Origin of the sequence: Clostridium pasteurianum, assembly GCF_001705235.1 — a bacterium.
Taxonomy (GTDB): Bacteria; Bacillota; Clostridia; order Clostridiales; family Clostridiaceae; genus Clostridium_S; species Clostridium_S pasteurianum_A.
Genome location: NZ_MCGV01000001.1, coordinates 3199018 through 3219079, shown reverse-complemented (window position 1 = coordinate 3219079; position 20062 = coordinate 3199018). Strand labels below are relative to the sequence as shown.

Genomic DNA, 20062 nt, shown 5'->3' with positions numbered 1-20062 from the left:
TATATGATAAACCCAATTAAACCTTATCCTCTAGAAAAATTATCGTTACCCTTCTCATTAAAAAATTCTTTCCATGTCTTATCAGCATAGGGCTTAAATTCCTCTGCTGATTTTGTTATTTTTTTATGGAACACATCATCGTGAAGCATTTTTTCTGCTCCAGAATCATCTGGTTTTGCTCCTACTTCATTACATACATCTATTATAACATTTGTATTATCTATCATCATACATGGCCTTAACATGTTTTTATTGTAAGGTTGTATAGATCTTAGTTTTTTGAAAAATGGATCTCTAAATGCATCAATCAAATGCTTGCCCTTTAAATTAACTGTGGAAAAATGAGAAAATATACATGGCTCAACATCCTCTTTTGAATTAACATGGAAATAATATTTTCCTGCAATACATCCACCTACATATGGCGCATCATTAAAGAAATCTATTGTAAAATACGGCTTATTAGCTCTTATTTCTCGGGATCTTCTTCCAAGATAATCTCTCTGCTTTGCCGTAAGCATCATGTTAAAATCTTCATACTCACCATTAACAGGCATGAACAGAAAATACCAGCTCATTTTAGAGCCCTTTTCAATTAACATGTCTGTAAACTCATCACTGAGTACTGTATCTATATTAGTTCTTGTAACTGCAGACGATACTCCAAATAGTATACCTCTTTCATGAAGCATATCCATAGCTTTTAAAACTTTTTTATAAGTTCCTTTTCCCCTACGTGAATCAGTGTCCTCTTCAAATCCTTCAATAGAAAGCATTGGTATAACATTTCCACATTTTTTAAGTCTATCAGCAATTTTTTCATTAAGTAAAAGTCCACTGGTGAACGGTGTAAATATTATGTCGTCATACTTTTCATAGATATCAAGAAGATAATCATTAAAAAACGGCTCACCGCCCAAAATAATAATATAATAAATTCCTAGATCTCTTGCTTCTCTAACAATTCTATCAACTTCCTCTGGTGGAATATCATCCTTTTTACTAAAACTTGATGCGTAACATCCCTTACAATGAAGTGGGCATCTCATAGATGGACTCAAAAGCATAACAAATGGTATTTTAGTATCCTCTTTGTCCAAATATTTTTGTCTCCTAGGACCAGCATACCAATTTGCATTTGCAAAGAAGTTGGTAAAAAATTTTTTTAGGCATTTAGTGTCTGTATTTTTTAAAATATCCTGAATAAATTCATGCTTGTACTTATCGTTGTTATAATAATTCTCAACAAACTCAATCTGAGATAATGCAGATTCATCTTTTGTTAGCTTTTTAATGGCTGCAAATATTTTATTTACATTTTTCTCCGGATCTTTGTCAAGATAACCAACAACTTTGTTTATAATCGCCTCTTTAGCAGCTTTCTCCAAAGTATCTTTTATCTCCATACAAATTCCTCCTAGTAAATTATAGCTTTATAAACTAATATAAATGCTTGCAATTTAAAATGCTAAATATTAAATCTTATTTATTATCATTTGACTTTAATTTTGACTTCATGTATCATTATATCAAAAAGTTATATATACAAAAAATATGTATTTGTTATTATATTTATACAAATATATGTATGAATTAATTGTTCGGAGTGATTAATTTTATGGATATAAAACAGATTACCTACTTTCACGCAATTGTTGAAGAAGGAAATATAACTAAAGCAGCTAAAAAGCTTCATATAGCTCAACCTCATCTCAGTCAACAATTGAAATTAATAGAAAATGAATTAGACGTAAAGTTAATAGAAAGAAGTACTAGAAAATTTCAGCTTACTGATGCAGGAAGAAAACTATATCATAATTCTAATCAAATAATGAAATTAATAGAATCCACAGTTAAAGAATTAAAGGACTTTAATGAGGGAATTCAAGGAACACTATCTATAGGAAGCATATCATCTTCAGGAGATATACTATTGCCGCAGCGAATATATGATTTTCACAAAAAATATCCAAAAATAAACTTTGAAATACAGGAATGCGGTACAGATGAAATACTAGAATTGTTAAAAAATGGTGTAATAGATATTGGGATTATACGAACCCCAATAAATTCAGAAATTTATGAATCAATAAATTTACCCTCTGTGCCAATGGCGGCTGTATCCAATAAAGATATGTGCTGGAAGACAAGTAATAAAACTATATCTCTAAGTGACCTTGATGGAAAACCTCTTTTAGTACAGCGTAGATATGAAAAATTGATAGTAGAATTATGCAAAAAAGCCGGATTTCAGCCAAGAATACTGTGCAAAATTGAAGATACACACTCAATATTACTCCTGGCAAATACAGGAATAGGCGTTGCCATCATTCCCAAAGATTCAGTTGGACTTATTTCTGGTGTGGACTTAAATTACAAAGAAATTAATGAGCCATCTTTAAACACAAGCACAACTGTGGTATGGCTGAAAGATCAGTACCTATCTTATGCTGCCAAACACTTTTTGCAGACATTCAAAATATAAATTTTTATTATTCTATAATGCTTTTATTGAAACAATTTTTAATAATTAGGAGCTTCGCTTAATCTTATAGTACAAAAATATCATAAGTTTGCAAAACTCCTATTTTTAATATTTATATATCTTTGTAATTTAAACAAAAATCTTTTAGATAACTCCTCTGATGAATTTTTCTACAATATCTAAAACAGAATCTGTCCAAAAACTTGGACCTCCATGATCTCCTCCTATAATTTTATAAAAAGTTATATCTTTACCTGCATTTTTTAAAGTTTCATACAGTAAAATACTCTGTGTAATTGGAACAACTCTATCCTTGTCGCCATGGAAAGTTAAAACTGGTGGAATATCTTTGGTTTTAGATATATAATTTGTAACTACTGTTGGCTCAACAAGCTCCATATTTTGGAGTACACTTTTATGACCAAGCCAAAATCCTTCTGGACTATCTGCACCTCTGTGATCTAAAATAGAAAGTTCCTCATTCATTTTAGAAATATCCACAGCACCATAATAATTTATAACACCCCTTACACTACAATCATAATTAAATTTACAATCCTCTCTATCAATTAATTGTTCCTCTCCTGTAAAAGCTGTCATTAAAGCTGTATGCCCACCTGAAGAATCTCCCCAAATTACTATTTCATTAGGATCCGCAGAATAATAATCTGCATGTTCTTTCATAAATTTAACAGCTGCCTTTGCATCTAATATTTGTGCTGGAAAAATTCCGCCATCTTCTGACGGTCTGTATTGAACTAATGCAACCACAAAACCTCTTTCTGCAATTTTAGAAAGCCTTATAACAGCTTCATTGATATTTTGTTTATGCCATCCAGAACCCGGTATATAAATAATTATTGGCCATGGCTTAGCTGACTTTATAGGTGTAGGTGATACAAATACATGATCATCAACTGTATTTGGAACTAAAACTTGTAAATAAAGCTTCTTATCTCCCCTGCCCTTATACTCAACGTTTTCAAACCATTTAATATTAAGCTTTTCAATATCTCCTTCTATTACTTTCATTCCTTCAATTGATGCTTCATTAGTAGGAAAATCTGCATATGAATACATTTTAGGTTCCACCATAATTTAATATTCTCCTCCCCTATCCTTAATTAATCAATAATGTATTTAACAAACTCTATGATTCCGTCCTCAATTTCATCTCTAATATCAAGATAATTAAGTATTTCATGACGATATCCAGGATAAATCTTTGTTCTCACCATATGCCCTGTTTCTGCAAGCCAATTTGACACAGCATATGCACCTTCTCCATAATTTCCAACAGGATCTTTATCTCCTGCAATATTATAAACCGGAATTGATGTTGGCACCTTTTCTGCCCACTTTGTCCCTACATTTGCATCCATCATCGTTGCAAAATAGTATAGAGAACGTATATTAGGTGACGTTACTAAATCACTATATATGTCTCTTCCATGATCTGCAATTACATCTGGGTCACTACAAACCCATTCACTTCTTGAAGTTATAGGCTTTTCTTCGTAACGTTTTGATGTCCACATCCATCCCATAAGTTTCCCTTCATACTCTGCTGCACTTTCTTCTCCTCTACCTTCATCTATTAACTTTTTTAAACTATAAGCAACTGAAGCTGCTGTTTTAAATACTCCTGGTGTTCCACATAGCATCAATCCATCAAGTCCATCACCATAAACAGTAGCATAAGATCTTGCAATCATTGAACCCATACTATGTCCAAACATAAAGTAAGGCAAATTAGGATATTCCTTCTGTACAATTTTACGCAGAGTGTGCTCATCTTCTGCCATTGTCATATATCCTTTATCACCCCAGTCTGTCCAGTTACCTGACAAATAAGCAGTTTTTCCATGCCCTACATGATCATCTGCTGCAACTATAAATCCTGCATCATTTAGCTTAAGTATTGTATGTAAATACCTACGTGAATGCTCATGATAACCATGTACAAGTTGTACAATTCCTTTTGGCTTACGTACTGGAGTATAAATCCAAGCTTGTACCATGTCTCTTTCATTAAATGATTTAAAGCTTCTTTCCTGAAATGCCATATTTATTCCCCCTAATTTTATTTCATTGAATTTAAATATATGCTGCACTAAAATATTTCTATTCTAGTACAGCATATATAGCAAATTACATAGCAATTAAATCTTTCATGTCACAATCAACATGCAAAATATAATCTCCATCAACATTATTATATTTTACTCTTACTGTCTTTTGTTCAATATCATAGTGCCATCCAAATTCACTACTCTCCCATTCTTTTTCATCTAAGAACATAGGAAGTACTTTATCTTTCAGTTTAACCTGCTTTGGAGCCATATCCTTACAGATTACATCCACTAGCATTTTCTTGACTTCTGTTTTGTAATTTCCAGTTTTATTAAAGCTTATTTTTATTCCACTCTTATTGTCTATTGCTATTGTTGTTTTTAAATAATCTCCATTTTTATAATCATTTGTAGTTCCATCATCTTCATACAATACAAAACTTGATTCCTGCGATGGCTCTATCATTAAATTAAGTTTTTCCATTGAATCTTTATGAAGGTTCGTTAATTCTCCACATACAGGAACAATCGCACCACTTCTAATAAACATCGGAATTGAATCTAAAGAAACATCAAATTCAATGGTCTGTCCTCCTTGATATACATGTTTAGTGTTCCATTCAAACCAAAGAGCCCCTTTTGGTAAATATACTTTTCTAGTTTTTGCACCCTTTTCAAGAACATTTGCAACAAGAATAGACTTTCCAAGCATAAAATCGAAACTTTCTTCAAGCAACTTCTTATCCTCAGGAAATTCATAGACTAAAGGTCTCATAATTGGATTTCCTTCTGTAGATGCTTCATATAACAAAGAATACATATATGGTACTAATTTATATCTAAGTTTTATGGCATCACGTATATATTTAGTATATGATGGGTACATCCATGGTTCTGTAACAGTGTTATCAGTATTGCAAGAATGTATTGAAAATCTTGGCTGGAATATTCCGTTTTGAACCCATCTTACAAATAATTCTGGTTCAGGTGCTTCTCCGTAAAATCCACCTATATCACAGCCTTGATTTGCTACTCCTGAAAGACCTAATCCAAGTATTACAGGAATATTAAATTTAAGGCTCTTCCAACTTGTGCCATTGTCTCCTGCCCATGTCTGCGCATAACGCTGAATTCCTGCAAATCCAGATCTACTAATTACATATTGTCTAGCATTTGGATAAACTTCTTCCACTGCCTCATTTGCTACAAAGGACATTAAATTTGTCATAATCGGTCTTAAACCGCCTATTCCCCTTTTCAGTCCTTCAACGCAGCAAACAGCATCATCATTTTTCATGTCATATTCATTATTATCATTCCATATTGATGTAATTCCAAGGGAAACCAATGAATCCTTTAAATGCTTTTTCCACTCTTCTCTTCCTTTAGGACTTGTAAAATCCACAAAAGAAGCATGACCTCCCCAGTATCTTTCCTGTTCAGACTTTTTACCTGTTTCATCTTTTATATAAGCATCACTTTCATCAAATTCCTTATATAATGGATGAGATTTCAACATACCCGGTTTTATATTCGGTACTAAAGACGCACCCTTTTCTTTCATTTGTTCAACAAAATCTTTAGGATCACTGAACCTATCATAATTCCAATTAAATACATATCTCTTATTGTCCTTTGAGGAAGTATACCCTGATGATAAGAAGAACCCATCACAAGGAATTTCTGCTTCCTTACATTTATCTAAGAACTTCAAAATAGTTTTATCTGAATCTTTATCAAGTTCTGTATAATACATTGTTGAACCCATATAACCAAGTGAATATCTTGGAGGCAACTTAGTTTTTCCAGTTAAATCAGTGTAATTTTTTACTACATTTTTTATTGTAGGTCCGTATATAAAGAATACATCTAATTCACCGCCATCAGCACAGAAATAACTGTAATCCTTCCAGTAGCCTACTCTTTCGCATCCAACATCAAAAATTGAATCATAAGAATTGTTATAAAATAATCCACTAGCTATATTGTTTTTACTATTGAACTTAACATAAAAAGGTATATGCTTGTATAGTGGATCTGTACATTCTGAATCATATCCATAAGTATCATAGTTATGCATTCTCATTCTTCTTCTTCTCTTATTTAAATATCCAGATTTTTCACCAAACCCATAGAAATAATCATTATCTTCCATACAAGAGTAATGATATAATCTTCCTTTAGAATCCTCTACATAAGCTTTTTCCATTAAATCGGAGTGTAATACATTACCCTTCTTATCTAAAATTTCTATTCCAAATGGTTCTTTATAAATATTTATATTTAATTTTGCAGTAGATAACAGAATATGATCTCCTAAGTCTTCATATTTACTGCTAAGTGCCTCAACCTTTACTCTTTCTTTGGCCAATAAATTATCTGTTTCATCATTCCATGCAGTCATAACTAAGGCATAAGATGCTTCCTTTTGAAATTCCTTATCAAAAGTACAGCGTATTCTTACTATATCATCATTTAAAAGTATGATTCTATACTTAGCTGCATTTGTAATAATCTCTAAATAGTTTTCAACATTTTTAAGGCTTATAATTTTGTTACTTACTTTCATAAATAATATCCTCCCGTCATGTGTATTCCTATAATACCTAACTATAATATTTTAAAATACTCCTTTGCATTGTTGTAGGATATTCCTTTAACAATACTTCCTAGTTCTTCTATATCATTTGGTATTTCACCCTTTTCAGCCCATTCTCCAATTAGATTGCAAAGTATTCTTCTAAAATACTCATGTCTTGGATAAGATAAGAAGCTTCTGGAATCTGTAAGCATACCTATAAATCGTCCCAGGAGACTTAAATTTGCAAGAGTTGTTAATTGATCAAGCATTCCTTTTTTATTATCAAGGAACCACCAAGCTGGTCCAAATTGTATTTTACCAGGAACTTCACTTCCCTGAAAATTACCAAGCATACTACCAAGTACATGATTATCTTTTGGATTTAAATTATAAACTACAACCTTAGGAAGACAGTTTTCTACTTCAAGTGAATCTAAAAATCTAGAAATTGGATATGCTATTTGCTCATCATTAATTGAATCAAAGCCAGTATCTGCTCCCAAACCTTTAAATCTTTTAGTATTGTTATTTCTCATTGCTCCAATATGAAGCTGCATAGCCCATCCTAATTTACAATAAAGCTTTCCCAGAAATTGCATTGTATGTGTTCTATACTTACTTTCTTCATCGATATTTAAGGTTTCACCCTTTAATGCTTTGATAAATATACTATCTATTTCTTCTTTAGAAGCTTCTTTATAAGTTACACTGCTTAAACTGTGATCTGATATTCTGCATCCAACCTCATTAAAAAATCTCACTCTCATTTCTAAAGCTTCTAAAAATTCATCATAACTATTGATTATTTTTCCTGTTACCTTTTGCAGTTTTTCAAGCCATGATTTAAATGTAGGCTTGTTTATATCAAGACCCTTATCTGGTCTAAAGGTAGGCAAAACCTTTACATTAAAAGTAGAGTCTTCTTTTAATTTAATGTGATATTCTAGTGAATCTACTGGATCATCAGTTGTACACACTGCCTTAACATTTGACTTTATTATTAAATCTCTTGCTCCAAAACCATCTCCACTAATTAGTTTATTTGCTTTCTCCCAAATAGCTGGAGCATTTTTTTCATTTAATGGCTCATATATATTGAAAAATCTCTGAAGTTCTAAATGTGTCCAATGATAAAGTGGATTTCCTAAAGCCATTGGCATTGTTTTTGCCCATGCAACAAATTTTTCATAATCGCTAGCATTCCCTGTAATAAATTTTTCTTCTATACCGTTACTTCTCATTGCCCTCCACTTATAATGGTCACCATAAAGCCATGCTTCAGTTATATTCTTAAACTTCTTATTTTCATATATTTCTTTAGGATCTAAATGGCAATGATAATCAATTATAGGCATATCTTTTGCATAATCATTATACAACTTTACTGCCGTATTATTATATAATAGAAAGTTTTCATCCATAAATTTTCTCAATATAATCACCTAATTCCTTAAATTATTTTATATGAATTCTATTTTGCAGCATTAGCACTTCTTCTTATTTTTAATTCTGATAAAATATTTTTGTATTTTTCATCTGTTAATTTATAGAAAAATATGAATATCAAAAGAGCTGCTCCAACTCCAACTGCTGGAACTATAAGCATTAATGATTTTAATTCACCTAATATTGCTGCTGTCTGATGAGCATTAGGAACATATCCTATAAGAGTTAAAACCATACCTGGGATAAAGCCAGCTAAAGCTTGAGCGAGCTTTCTACAGAAACTATAAGTTGAATAAATAATACCTTCAGTTCTTTCTCCAGTTTTCCACTCTCCATATTCAATAGCATCTGATATAAATGCCCAGTTTAGTCCATTCATAAAAGAAGTTCCGAAGTAGGCAATAGCAGTAAATGTCATAAATATAGCTGTGCTTGAAGGAAGTATATAATTTATCAAATCAGCGCCTATCCATATTGCTAAACCAACTATATAAGTAGCCTTTTTCCCAATTTTCTTAACAACAAATGGCATTATTGCAACACCTATTAAAGAACATCCTATGCTTACAAAATTTAATATTGATGTTAATTTTACATTACCAAGATTGTATTGAGCGTAGTATACCATCATTGCAAGTTTTAACTGGTAGCAAGTTATTGTTATTAAACCTACCACATTTAAAAGCATTAATGGTTTATTTGAAAAAATAGTTTTAAGTATTCTACCTAATGTTACTTTTTCCTTTTTAGGAGAATTAACTATTATATTTTCTTTTGTATTTTTATAACAAAACAAATGAAACATTACACCTATAATTGCCATAATAGCCATAGTTGCAGGATAACCTACTTTAGAATTTGAAAACATTAAAGTTATAGGTATTACAACTACTCCTGTTATTAACGCACCTATTGTTGAACCAGCTTGTCTAAATGATGCCAATTCTGTTCTTTCAACTGGATCTTGCGTCATTGCAGCAGCTAATGAGCCATATGGAATGTTTACAAAAGAATATGCCAATCCAAATATCATATATGTTATATATGCGTATGCTATTTTTGCTCCCATTGAAAGATTAGGTGCCAGGAATGATAAAACTGTAGCAATTGCAAGTGGTACGGTACCAAATAAAATGAATGGTCTAAATTTTCCCCTCTTACCAACGTTTTTTCTAGTATCAACAAGAGTTCCTACTGTTGTATCTGCAAAAGCATCAAATATTTTTGATACTAAAAAAACACTTCCACCAATAGCTCCTGAAACCCCTAAAACATCAGTATAGAACTTTAAGAGATATCCTTGACCTAAGTCAAACATAAAGCCATTTCCTAAATCTCCAGCTCCGTAACCAATTTTCTCTTTTAAAGTTAATTTCTTGTCTGGTTTATTTTCCATAATATTTCTTCCTCCCTTTTGTAATGTTGTTAGTAGTAAACTAATTTAGTATTTGATAATTTTTCTAAAGAACTTAACTTTTATTATATAAACGTTTACTTTATGTATTTACATACACTAAATATTGCTGCTATACTACATCATTTAATTTAAGTAATATTATGACTAATATATTTATAAAACAGTGACAAGTAACAAGTTAAAATAATATTCATTTTACTTTAAAATTTTGAACCTCAATTATTTCTATATAATGAGATACGAGCACAAAATACAATTTTTATAGTAAATAAGTAATACGAACTAGTAAAGAAAATATCTTTCTCTTGTTACTTCCCACTGATTTTTGTATAATTTAATAATTGAACAATTATATTTTTCTATACACCTGAATAAGCTGAGAATCCTCCATCAACCGGTACAACTACTCCATTTACAAATCCTGAAGCCTTATTACTTAAAAGCCAAAGAAGAGTTCCTGTTAATTCTCTGACTTCACCATAACGTCCCATTGGAGTAGCATTTATTATCTTTTTAGCTCTTTCTGTATAGCTTCCATCTTCATTTACAAGTAATCCTCTATTTTGATTCGTCAATAAGAAGCCTGGTGCTATAGCATTTACCCTTATGCCAACTTTTGAAAGATGTACTGCAAGCCATTGAGTAAAGTTTGAAACAGCTGCCTTAGCTCCACTATAAGCTGGAATTCTTGTAAGTGGTGTGAATGCATTCATAGAAGAAATATTTATTACAGCAGCTCCCTCCTTACCTATCATGTCTTTTACAAAAGTTTGAGTAGGAATCAATGTTCCTAAAAAGTTTAGATTAAAAACAAATTCAATTCCTTTAGGGTCTAAATCAAAAAAAGTTTTTATACTTTCATCTTTATTTTCTAAGTCTTCTTTAAATAAATAATCCTTAGAAGTAGTTCCTTTCGGATTATTACCACCTGCACCATTTATTAAAATATCACAAGTTCCGAGTTTTTCAGTTACTTCATTTCTTGCTCTTTTAACAGCATCTACATCAAGTACATTCGCCTCAACTCCAATTGCAGTTCCACCATTAGCATTTATTTCATCTGCAACTTTATCTGCAGCATCCTTATGCAAATCTAGTATTGCAACTTTAGCGCCACATTCTGCTACCGCTTTTGCAAAACCACTACAAATTACTCCGCCGCCTCCTGTAACTACTACAACTTTATTTTTTAAATCAATTTCAAATGGTAAACTCATAATCAGAACCTCCTAAAAAATTTATTTATTTTTTTCTAAAGCTTCCCATATTCCGTTTATATAAGTAGCACCTAATGCCCTATCGTAAAGTCCATATCCTGGTCTTCCAGTTTCTCCCCAAATCATTCTTCCATGATCTGGTCTCATAGGACCATCGAAGCCTATATCATGATAAGCTTTAATGATTTCAAACATATCTAAAGAACCATCTTCGCTCCTATGTGCTGCTTCTTCAAAACATTTCTTTCCTGTGATTTTAACATTTCTACAGTGACCAAAATGTATTCTCCCTTTTGCTCCGAAATAACGAATCATTTCCGGTATATCATTATTAGGATCAGCACCAAGTGATCCAGAACATAAAGTTATGCCATTATTGGGGCTGTCAACTAAATTCACAAGTCTATCAAGATTTTCTTTATTTGTTATTATTCTTGGAAGTCCAAAAATTGACCAAGGTGGATCATCCGGATGTATTGCCATTTTAATTGAAACCTCATCAGCTACAGCAATAATGTGATCAAGAAAATACTTCAAATTATTCCATAAATCTTCTTCTGAAACCTTTTTGTATTTTTCAAGTAATCCCTTCATTTCTTCTTTCGTATAGCTTGAATCCCAACCAGGAAGTGATAACTCACCATTTAATGGGTCCATTTTTAATACAGTTTCATGTTTATAAATCAGTGCATTTGAACCATCTTTAAGTTCATGTGCTAACTCAGATCTTGTCCAATCAAACACAGGCATGAAATTATAACAAACTACTTTTATACCTGCTTTCCCTAAGTTTCTGAGAGTCTCACAATAGTTAGCTATATATTTATCCCTTGATGGAAGTCCCATTTTTATATCTTCATGAACAGGAACACTTTCAATTGTTTCAAGTTTTAATCCTTTAGCTTCAATTTTTTTCTTTAAAGCTAAAATTTTTTCCATTGGCCACACTTCACCTACAGGCACATCATAAATAGCTGACACAATTCCAGTTACTCCTGGTATCTGACGTATATGATCTAAGGTAACTTTGTCATCATCACCATACCACCTAAAAGTCATCTGCATGGTATCATTTCTCCTTTCATTTCTCCTATATAAATTATTAATAATTCTTAACGATTACATTAGCATTAAAAAAAATTATAACCTATAGTGTAATCATTTACTTAATGTATATTTAAATTTGCATCCTAATATACTTGTATACTATCATACTTGTATACAAGTGTCAATGCTTTATGAAAAAATATCTAACATTTGTACATTAAAATAATAGAATACTATATACTGTATAAATAATAATTAATCAACTCATTTGTACAACATATAGTATTTCATAAATCCATACACTCTTTATTTCTTTTCTCTAAAATAATCTTTATATTGAGAATTACTATCAAAAAGCATATTCCAATATTTTTTAGGCTCTTTAAAATGTTTAAATAGCAATGGTTCAATTGCATCTATATCTTTACTTCTTATAACATTAATAAACTCTTCATGCTGCTTAACTAAAGATTCACTAAAATGTTTTAGTTCTGATAATAATCTCATCCTGTTATAATGAGTGCTTATCCTCAATATTCCTTTCCACACTTCTTGAAGATTAACACCAGAAAATATTATTCCATGGAATTCAATATCTAAACGATGAAATTCAAGTATTTTATTTTGCTTTCCAAGAATAAAATTTTGCTGCATTAAACTTTTTTCTAATTCTTCTAATTTATCTTCGGGAAATTTATTGCATGCAAGCTTTAATACTTCTTTCTCCAAATGATATCTCATAAAAAACGCTTCTTCAATAAGATCCTCTTCTAACAAAGAAACATATGTACCTATCTGTGGTTTTACCTCTATAAGATGTTCCTCTTTTAATTTCATCAATATCTCTCTTATTGGTGTTCTCGAAATATTTAATTGTTCTGCCAGTTCCGATTCATTAATATTTTGACCTGGCTTAAGTTCTAATGACATAATATTATCTTTTAAAACTCTATATGCGTATTCTTTAGCATTTTCTCCACTCAATCTTTCTAGAAAATTCATATTAGTACCTCACTTTTAGTATTATTAAAACCCATATTCATCCTAATACATAAATCAAGCCATGCATTAAAATATAACAAGAATTAACTTATAGCAAACAAAAATTAAAATCCTCATATACTAGTATACTCAAAAAATCATTTTAGTTAAATACTTTTTATATAAACTATACGCAAATATAGTAAATCCACCTTGCTTAATGAAATTGTACATAAATAAAAAGCAGTCAGTACTGATACACAAACTGACTACTTTTTATTTATAATCTTTATTATTTTACTTTTGTTAGAATAAAATCTGCCGCCAATGCGATCACTTCACTTAAAACATCCGTACACCAGTGATCTTGACCCTCAATTAAATGTAATTCACTATCAGCATATACTTCATGGTATTTTTTTGAGGCATTACAACTAACAATATTATCACCTGTACCGTGAATAAGGCATACAGGTCCTTTATATCTAGCTGACATCTCATAAATTGGCAAATATTGAGCAGTACTAAAATATAAACTACTTAAGCGTTTGTCCCAAAAGCTAATATATTCAGGTATATTATTAGGATCATATTGCATACCCATTATTGTACCAATTATAGCATCATCCTTTAAAGTTGCAGCTGGAGACATCTGCACAATACAGCTAATATCATTCTGATAACAACCTGCAATCATGCCTGCAACTACCCCTCCCTGTGAATGTCCAAATATACTAATGCTTTCTGCAAAATCAAGGCTTTTAGCATAACGTAATATTTCTCTAGCATCCTCCAGTTCATTCATTACAGTCATATCTTCAAAACTTCCTTCACTTTCTCCATGTCCATTAAAATCAAATCGCACTGATGCAATGCTATGTTTAAGAAGTTCCTCTGCCATACTTAAAGGAATGGGTTTTTGACGTTCTTCAGTAATACCATGCATAATAATAACAAGAGGGCATTTTTCTCCTTCTTTAAGCTCAGGCTTTTCAAGTGTTCCTACTAAGTTTAAACCTGCCCGTTTGATTTTTACAATTTCCATACTCCATCTACTCCTTAATATAAATTCTTCTTACTAAATTTATAATCATCGACTGTTAGTATTTTAATTATTGAAATAAATAGGTTATATTCTAGGCAAAAATATTTTCTGAGCTTATACATAACATAGGTTTATTAAACACAACTTTTACAGTGCGCTTGATAAAATATTCACTTTTAAGATTATTCCATTTATTATGTTCTCACATCTCCCCTCCCTTTACTTTTCACTAAAATGGCTTTATTTTCTTAATAAATTATTTTTATTTTATTATACTGCATATATACGTAAAAGCTCAATGGTAACGTTTACCTAATAATAAAAAAACATTAATTATTCTTATAAATTTTCTCTAACTTAAATAAATGCACAAAAATTATTTTTCAGTAAAATTCATTTCTATTAAAACTTTGTATGATATCTACTTTAATGATATAATTGTTTACTGTCACTAAATCATTATTAAATAAAAAATATAAAGTGAGGATATTAAAATGCGAAATGAACAATTAGAGAAATCAATAGTTAAACTGGATACTGATATTGCTGCTCTTAATATCGCTAAAAAGTATTTATCAAATGTAGAAGAAATAAATACTGTACGGGATACTTTAAATAACAAAAGACAATTATTAGCCAATGAAATATATTCAGAAGATTATAAATGTTATTCAGAATGTCGTGAAGTTATAGAAAAAATGCTAAATAAAGAATTAGGAAAAGAAGAACAAGTAGAATTGCTTGAATCCATAAGAGAAATTTTCGGAAGAAAATCACCAAATGTAAGTAAAAAGAGCAGTGGTCTTAATGCCTGGTTAAAAGAACTTAATATTGAATATAATTGGACTTCCAGCGAAGAAACTGATTGGAATACACTTATTATAACTGGCTTTGGAATATATAAAGAAAATTAAATAGAACTTATTAAAACTCTTTAGGATTGACTATTTTAAAGCAACTACTTATTACAGTGGTGAATCTTTTTCATGACTTTTATCCCTGTATTAGTAGTTCTTGTATTTTGATTTAAATAGTACGAATCCTAAATTATTTTTTTATATCTTGTCTAAGTTTAAACTATGTTATTTTTCTAAATTTATATTAAAGTCTACAATATCATCAAAAACATTACTGTGAGATATTAATATTATTATTTTATTTTCTTTTTCTTTTTCCAATATTAAATTTAATTGATATGTACTATCATAATCTAAAGCAGAATTTGCTTCGTCTAAAATAATCACATCAGGATTTTTTAATAAAGTTCTTATTATACTTATTTTCTGCTTTTCACCACCAGAAATATTACAACTTCTTTCAGATATATTAGTATTTAAACCATCATCTAGCTTTGAAACAAATTTATTCAATTTGATCTTATTAACTAGTGTTTTTAGTAACTTAGGGTCATAATTGTCTAAATTATAAGTTATATTATTTACAATACTATCTTTTAATAAAGTTGGTTCTTGTTCAACAATTCCAATTAAATCTTTTCTAACTTCATACATATTAAGATCTAATATGTTTATTCCATTATATTTAATATCACCATCATAAGTCCCATTATATAAACCCGTTATAATATTAATTAAAGAACTTTTTCCAGTACCATTTTCACCTACTATTCTATAAATAAAACCTTTCTTTAATTCACAATTTAAATTTGACACAACACTCTTTCCATCTTGATATTTAAAGAACAAATTTTCAACTGAAATACTTTCTATATTTTTTATTGTCTTTATTCCATTTTTTTCACTTTGTAAGTTTAATAATTCTTCTATTCTATTGTAAGATACCAAAGTGTTTTGATAATTTTCCATGAATGACAAACAATAATTTATTCCACCTATAATTGTATTAAAATATGTACTAATTATAGTAAATTGTCCTATAGTTAGCTTACCTTTTATTATCTGTTGTACTCCAATTAGTAATATTAGAACATTTGCCAGCACTGTAATCAACATTCCTGAATTAGAAAACATGTTATTTGCTCTTGTTAACTGTACAATAGCATTAAAAACCATACCAAACTTATTTTTCAAATTTTTATTAAGTATAGAATATAATGAATTGAATTTGACAAATTTTATATTTTCTAGTTGTGAATTAATTTCGCCAAAATATAAGTTCTGACATTCTTTATATTTATAACTTAATTTATATAACCTTTTTTTAAAAAAGAAATATAGCGCTAAATATATTGGTATTAAAATTATTAATACTGAGGCTATTTTTAAATTTATCCTCATTAATATAATTGAACTTATAATTAGTGATAAAATATTAACAATTAAGTTTTTTATTTCATCTAGAACAAACTGTGACACTGCTGTTGTATCTGTATTTACCCTTTGATTTAAATATGCCGCATTTTGATTGTAGAAAAAAAATATTGGCAGTTTCTTTATATGATCTAATATGTAATAACTCATTTTAAAGGATGTTTTTGATGATAACTTAACATATGAAACATTTATAAAATATGTTAACACTATATTTAATCCACTCAATATTGATATAATTAACAAAATAACATATATACTATACAAACCATATGAACTTGATTTTAAATGCTTTCCAGTTAATAAATCTATGAGAGTTCCATTTACCAAAGGTAAGTACATTGATATGCTCCAAGCTACCAAAGACATAAGTAAATACATAATTAATTTAGGTTTATTTATATATTTATTTGAAAATTTTAGTATATTCATTGTAAATTCCCCTATCCCATATTATTAATTATCTTTTTAAAACTATAGATAGAATAAATACAAACCATTAAAATTAAAAAAACTGAATTTAAAAACTCTGTCAATTCAATATGAAATAACCTATAAAATAAAATAGCATATATAATTGGTAACATAGTAAGTATAAAGTACGGCTTTACAACTTTAAAAATGACACCAATCTGAAATAAATCTTTAATATCAATCCATTTTAATTCTATACTATTTATATCTCTTTCAATTTGAATTATTGTTATTCCTATCATATATACAATTATGACTGCTTCAAACAAAATAAACTGGACAAAGCCTAATGAAATTAAGACTATTAATACATTTGTGCTTATAAACGTAAAAATATTAGTTAAAATACCTACACAAATCTTTGAAAATAGAATTTTCTTATTTCCTACTGGATACACTTTAAATTGATTTAAAGCTCTTCCTTCACGTGAAAATGATGTTGCAGCCGTAAAATTAAGAAGTTCAAAACTTAAAAGCCACAAAACTAATAAAAAACTTTTTCCACCAGCTCCCATGGCATTTGCAAAACCAACAACCTGCTTTCTAAATAGTATTAAGATAATTACAGAAATGGCTGATATTACAGCATTCCCCATAATACAATTAGTACGCAGCACTGGTATTCTCATTATTAGCTTAACATCACGTATAATATTCGAAACAATGGGATTTCTTAATTTGAAATCATATCCCGTTAAATGTAATTCTATTTTCTTAGAATCTTTTGACCTAAACGCCCCACTTTTCATAATTGTTAAATATACATTCCCGCCAACTAGATAAAATCCAATACAACCAATCACAATTATGAATAGTGCTAATATAAATTTCACAAATATTTCTGATCTTTGATTTCCACTAAAGAAAATATTAAATAACAGGGTACTAACTTTAATATGATTATTCAATGTAAATTTAAAAAGTATGCATGTTAAAATTATTACTACTAAATCAACTACGATTAACCACTTATTCTTTTTATCTTTACTTTCTGAGCTTTTTATTACTGATATAATCCATAATACTGTTAAGGATGTTAATACAATATATACAGTTGGAACAGCAGTTATAATAATTTCATACAATATCAACTGCAAATAGTAAATGATATCCTCATTAGCTAAAATTCCATAACTAAATAAAAATATCAGTGCAAATATTGAAATTAGCATACTGGAAAAATAACAAAGAACACATTTAGATAGCAATAAATTTCCCGATTTGATTGGATAAACCATCATTTGTTTCCAGTCACTAGCTAAATAAAATGTATTTATTATACTTATAAACATAAAAAGAGTTGTAGCAATTAATTGTATGTTTATAATTGAATTAAAAATCATTATTTCATTATTGCTTAAATGTAAAACATTAAATATTCTTACCAATGATACTTCCGTTAACGCAATAAAAATAATGAATAAGCTTACTATATCTATTATCCTGCTTGTACGCTTTTCTTCACCTAAAATTATATTGCTTCTACTTATTAATTTAATTTTCACCAGAGAGACTAACTCTTTTAGATTCGCTAGTTTTTCCATCCTCAAACACCTTCATATAAATTTTTTCTAGACTATACATGTTGTTGAATTTTTCTTTTAGCTCCTTCAAGCCTCCAAAATATAATGTTTTACCCTTTTTAATCAAAATAACTTCGTCACATAGATTTTCTACAATCTCAAGTATGTGAGACGATAAAAGTATTATATTCCCCCTGCCTGCATATTCTTTCATAAATTCTTTTAATTCATATGAAGTTTTTGGATCTAATCCTGTAAAAGGTTCATCTAAAATCCAAACTTTAGGGCTGTGAATCAAAGATGCTATTATCATTATTTTCTGCTTCATTCCCTTTGAAAACTTGTCCATTCTAGTGTTTAAATCATTCTGTATGTCAAATCTCTTACTTAAACTTAATATTTGCTTTTTTCTTTCAGCTTCAGGCACTCTGTACATATCTGCTGCAAAATTCAAATACTCTATAGCTTTTAAACTTAGTAGTTGATTTTCATCATCTGATACATACCCAATCTGTTTCTTTATTTCCATAGGCTTATCTTTTATAGAGTTGCCATTTATTATAATATCCCCTTCTGACATATCGAGAATACCAATTATCATACTTATTGTCGTAGTTTTTCCTGCACCGTTAGGTCCTATTAACCCTACAATACTACCATCTTTAATTTCAATATTAAGATTATTAACTGCAACAAAATCATTATATTTTTTCGTAACATTTTTTAGAGAAACCATATTTTTTAGTTTACCTTTCATAATTTTTTATAACTTTGATTTAAGCAAATATTCTTGGTAACTTTCACAATCTTTTAATCCACTATTTTGCCAATATAAATATTCTGCATTATCTTTGTCATATAACGATATAATATTTTTTAAATTTCTAAATTCTTTTTCTTGAAGTTCTGTTGAAATATAAGTGGAACTATTTAATTCATTACAAATTAAGTCAACATAACTTGTAACTTCATTTTGCATAAATTCATCATCATGAAATAAATTTGGAGACATAGTCGTAACTTCTATATCTAATATATCTACAGCACCCATAAAACTTAATACTTTTTTTAAATAATCATTTACATATATATTCCCATTAGATGATGAAGTTGTAATTGTAACGAATTTTTTATTAGATAACTTAAAAATATGTAACCAATAAGAAAGCCTATCTATAAAAATTTTCATATCCCCGCTTACATTATGAGCATAAACAGGACTTCCTAAAATAATTAAATTAGCATTCAACATTTTTTCTTTGATTACATTCATATCGTCTTTATCATCCTGAGTACAATATCCTTTAAAAAAGCAATTATTACAACCTCTACACGGTTTTATATTATATTTATCCGGAGAAACTATTTCATATTTTATATCTTTATCTTTAATTATTAATTTATCTAATATTAACTTAGTAAATTTATATGTATAAGAATTTTCTCCCTTTCTACTTCCTATAACTGCTAATATTTTTTTCAT

General features: G+C 29.3%; 16 protein-coding genes. 2 read left to right on the top strand and 14 right to left on the bottom strand.

The features are described 5' to 3' along the window. Positions 1-23: 23 nt before the first annotated feature. Entirely contained in the window at positions 24-1406 is a 1383-nt protein-coding gene (locus BEE63_RS14470) for a radical SAM protein (protein WP_066022065.1), read from the bottom strand. Positions 1407-1618: 212 nt separating this feature from the next. Between BEE63_RS14470 and BEE63_RS14465 the strand changes: the two genes are divergently transcribed. Then, positions 1619-2485 carry a LysR family transcriptional regulator gene (locus tag BEE63_RS14465; RefSeq protein WP_066022064.1) on the top strand — a complete coding sequence of 289 codons (867 nt, stop codon included), beginning with the start codon at positions 1619-1621 and terminating at the stop codon, positions 2483-2485. Between the two features lie 144 nt (positions 2486-2629). On the opposite strand, the gene BEE63_RS14460 is transcribed toward BEE63_RS14465, so the two are convergent. The 9 genes from BEE63_RS14460 to BEE63_RS14420 all read right to left on the bottom strand — a co-directional run bounded on the left by BEE63_RS14460 (position 2630) and on the right by BEE63_RS14420 (position 14291). Further along, complete coding sequence (locus tag BEE63_RS14460; RefSeq protein ID WP_066022063.1) at positions 2630-3580, bottom strand: alpha/beta hydrolase; 951 nt, start codon at positions 3578-3580, stop codon at positions 2630-2632. 29 nt (positions 3581-3609) lie between these two features. Beyond that, positions 3610-4551 (bottom strand): alpha/beta fold hydrolase, encoded by a 942-nt coding sequence (locus BEE63_RS14455; protein WP_066022062.1) that lies wholly within the window; start codon positions 4549-4551, stop codon positions 3610-3612. 85 nt (positions 4552-4636) lie between these two features. After that, the gene (locus tag BEE63_RS14450) at positions 4637-7126 is read right to left on the bottom strand and encodes a TIM-barrel domain-containing protein (RefSeq protein WP_066022061.1); all 2490 of its coding nucleotides are present in this window, start codon (positions 7124-7126) and stop codon (positions 4637-4639) included. Between the two features lie 41 nt (positions 7127-7167). Then, positions 7168-8571: a glucuronate isomerase gene (gene uxaC / locus BEE63_RS14445; RefSeq protein ID WP_066022060.1), complete on the bottom strand. Its 1404-nt coding sequence runs from the start codon at positions 8569-8571 to the stop codon at positions 7168-7170. 38 nt (positions 8572-8609) lie between these two features. Further along, the gene (locus BEE63_RS14440) at positions 8610-9980 is read right to left on the bottom strand and encodes a glycoside-pentoside-hexuronide (GPH):cation symporter (RefSeq protein ID WP_066022059.1); all 1371 of its coding nucleotides are present in this window, start codon (positions 9978-9980) and stop codon (positions 8610-8612) included. Positions 9981-10360: 380 nt separating this feature from the next. Then, on the bottom strand, positions 10361-11218 hold the full coding sequence (locus BEE63_RS14435) for an SDR family oxidoreductase (protein ID WP_066022058.1): 858 nt from the start codon (positions 11216-11218) through the stop codon (positions 10361-10363). Positions 11219-11239: 21 nt separating this feature from the next. Next, entirely contained in the window at positions 11240-12283 is a 1044-nt protein-coding gene (gene uxuA, locus BEE63_RS14430; RefSeq protein ID WP_066022057.1) for a mannonate dehydratase, read from the bottom strand. Between the two features lie 288 nt (positions 12284-12571). Further along, positions 12572-13267 carry a GntR family transcriptional regulator gene (locus BEE63_RS14425; protein WP_066022056.1) on the bottom strand — a complete coding sequence of 232 codons (696 nt, stop codon included), beginning with the start codon at positions 13265-13267 and terminating at the stop codon, positions 12572-12574. A gap of 271 nt (positions 13268-13538) precedes the next feature. After that, entirely contained in the window at positions 13539-14291 is a 753-nt protein-coding gene (locus tag BEE63_RS14420) for an alpha/beta hydrolase family protein (RefSeq protein WP_066022055.1), read from the bottom strand. Between the two features lie 494 nt (positions 14292-14785). On the opposite strand from BEE63_RS14420, the gene BEE63_RS14415 reads away from it, so the two are divergent. Further along, positions 14786-15205, top strand: a complete 420-nt coding sequence (locus BEE63_RS14415; protein WP_066022054.1) for a hypothetical protein — start codon at positions 14786-14788, stop codon at positions 15203-15205. Between the two features lie 168 nt (positions 15206-15373). Here BEE63_RS14415 and BEE63_RS14410 read toward each other — a convergent pair whose 3' ends face one another. The 4 genes from BEE63_RS14410 to BEE63_RS14395 are packed head-to-tail and all read right to left on the bottom strand — an operon-like array spanning position 15374 to position 20062. Then, complete coding sequence (locus BEE63_RS14410; protein WP_066022053.1) at positions 15374-17014, bottom strand: ABC transporter ATP-binding protein; 1641 nt, start codon at positions 17012-17014, stop codon at positions 15374-15376. An 11-nt stretch (positions 17015-17025) separates the two neighbouring features. Further along, a complete protein-coding gene (locus BEE63_RS14405; protein ID WP_139111565.1) occupies positions 17026-18600 on the bottom strand; it encodes a hypothetical protein in 1575 nt (524 codons plus the stop codon). After that, positions 18551-19315, bottom strand: a complete 765-nt coding sequence (locus tag BEE63_RS14400; RefSeq protein WP_066022051.1) for an ABC transporter ATP-binding protein — start codon at positions 19313-19315, stop codon at positions 18551-18553. Before BEE63_RS14400 ends, BEE63_RS14405 begins: the two co-directional genes overlap by 50 nt. Before the next feature lie 27 nt (positions 19316-19342). After that, complete coding sequence (locus tag BEE63_RS14395) at positions 19343-20062, bottom strand: flavodoxin family protein (protein WP_066022050.1); 720 nt, start codon at positions 20060-20062, stop codon at positions 19343-19345.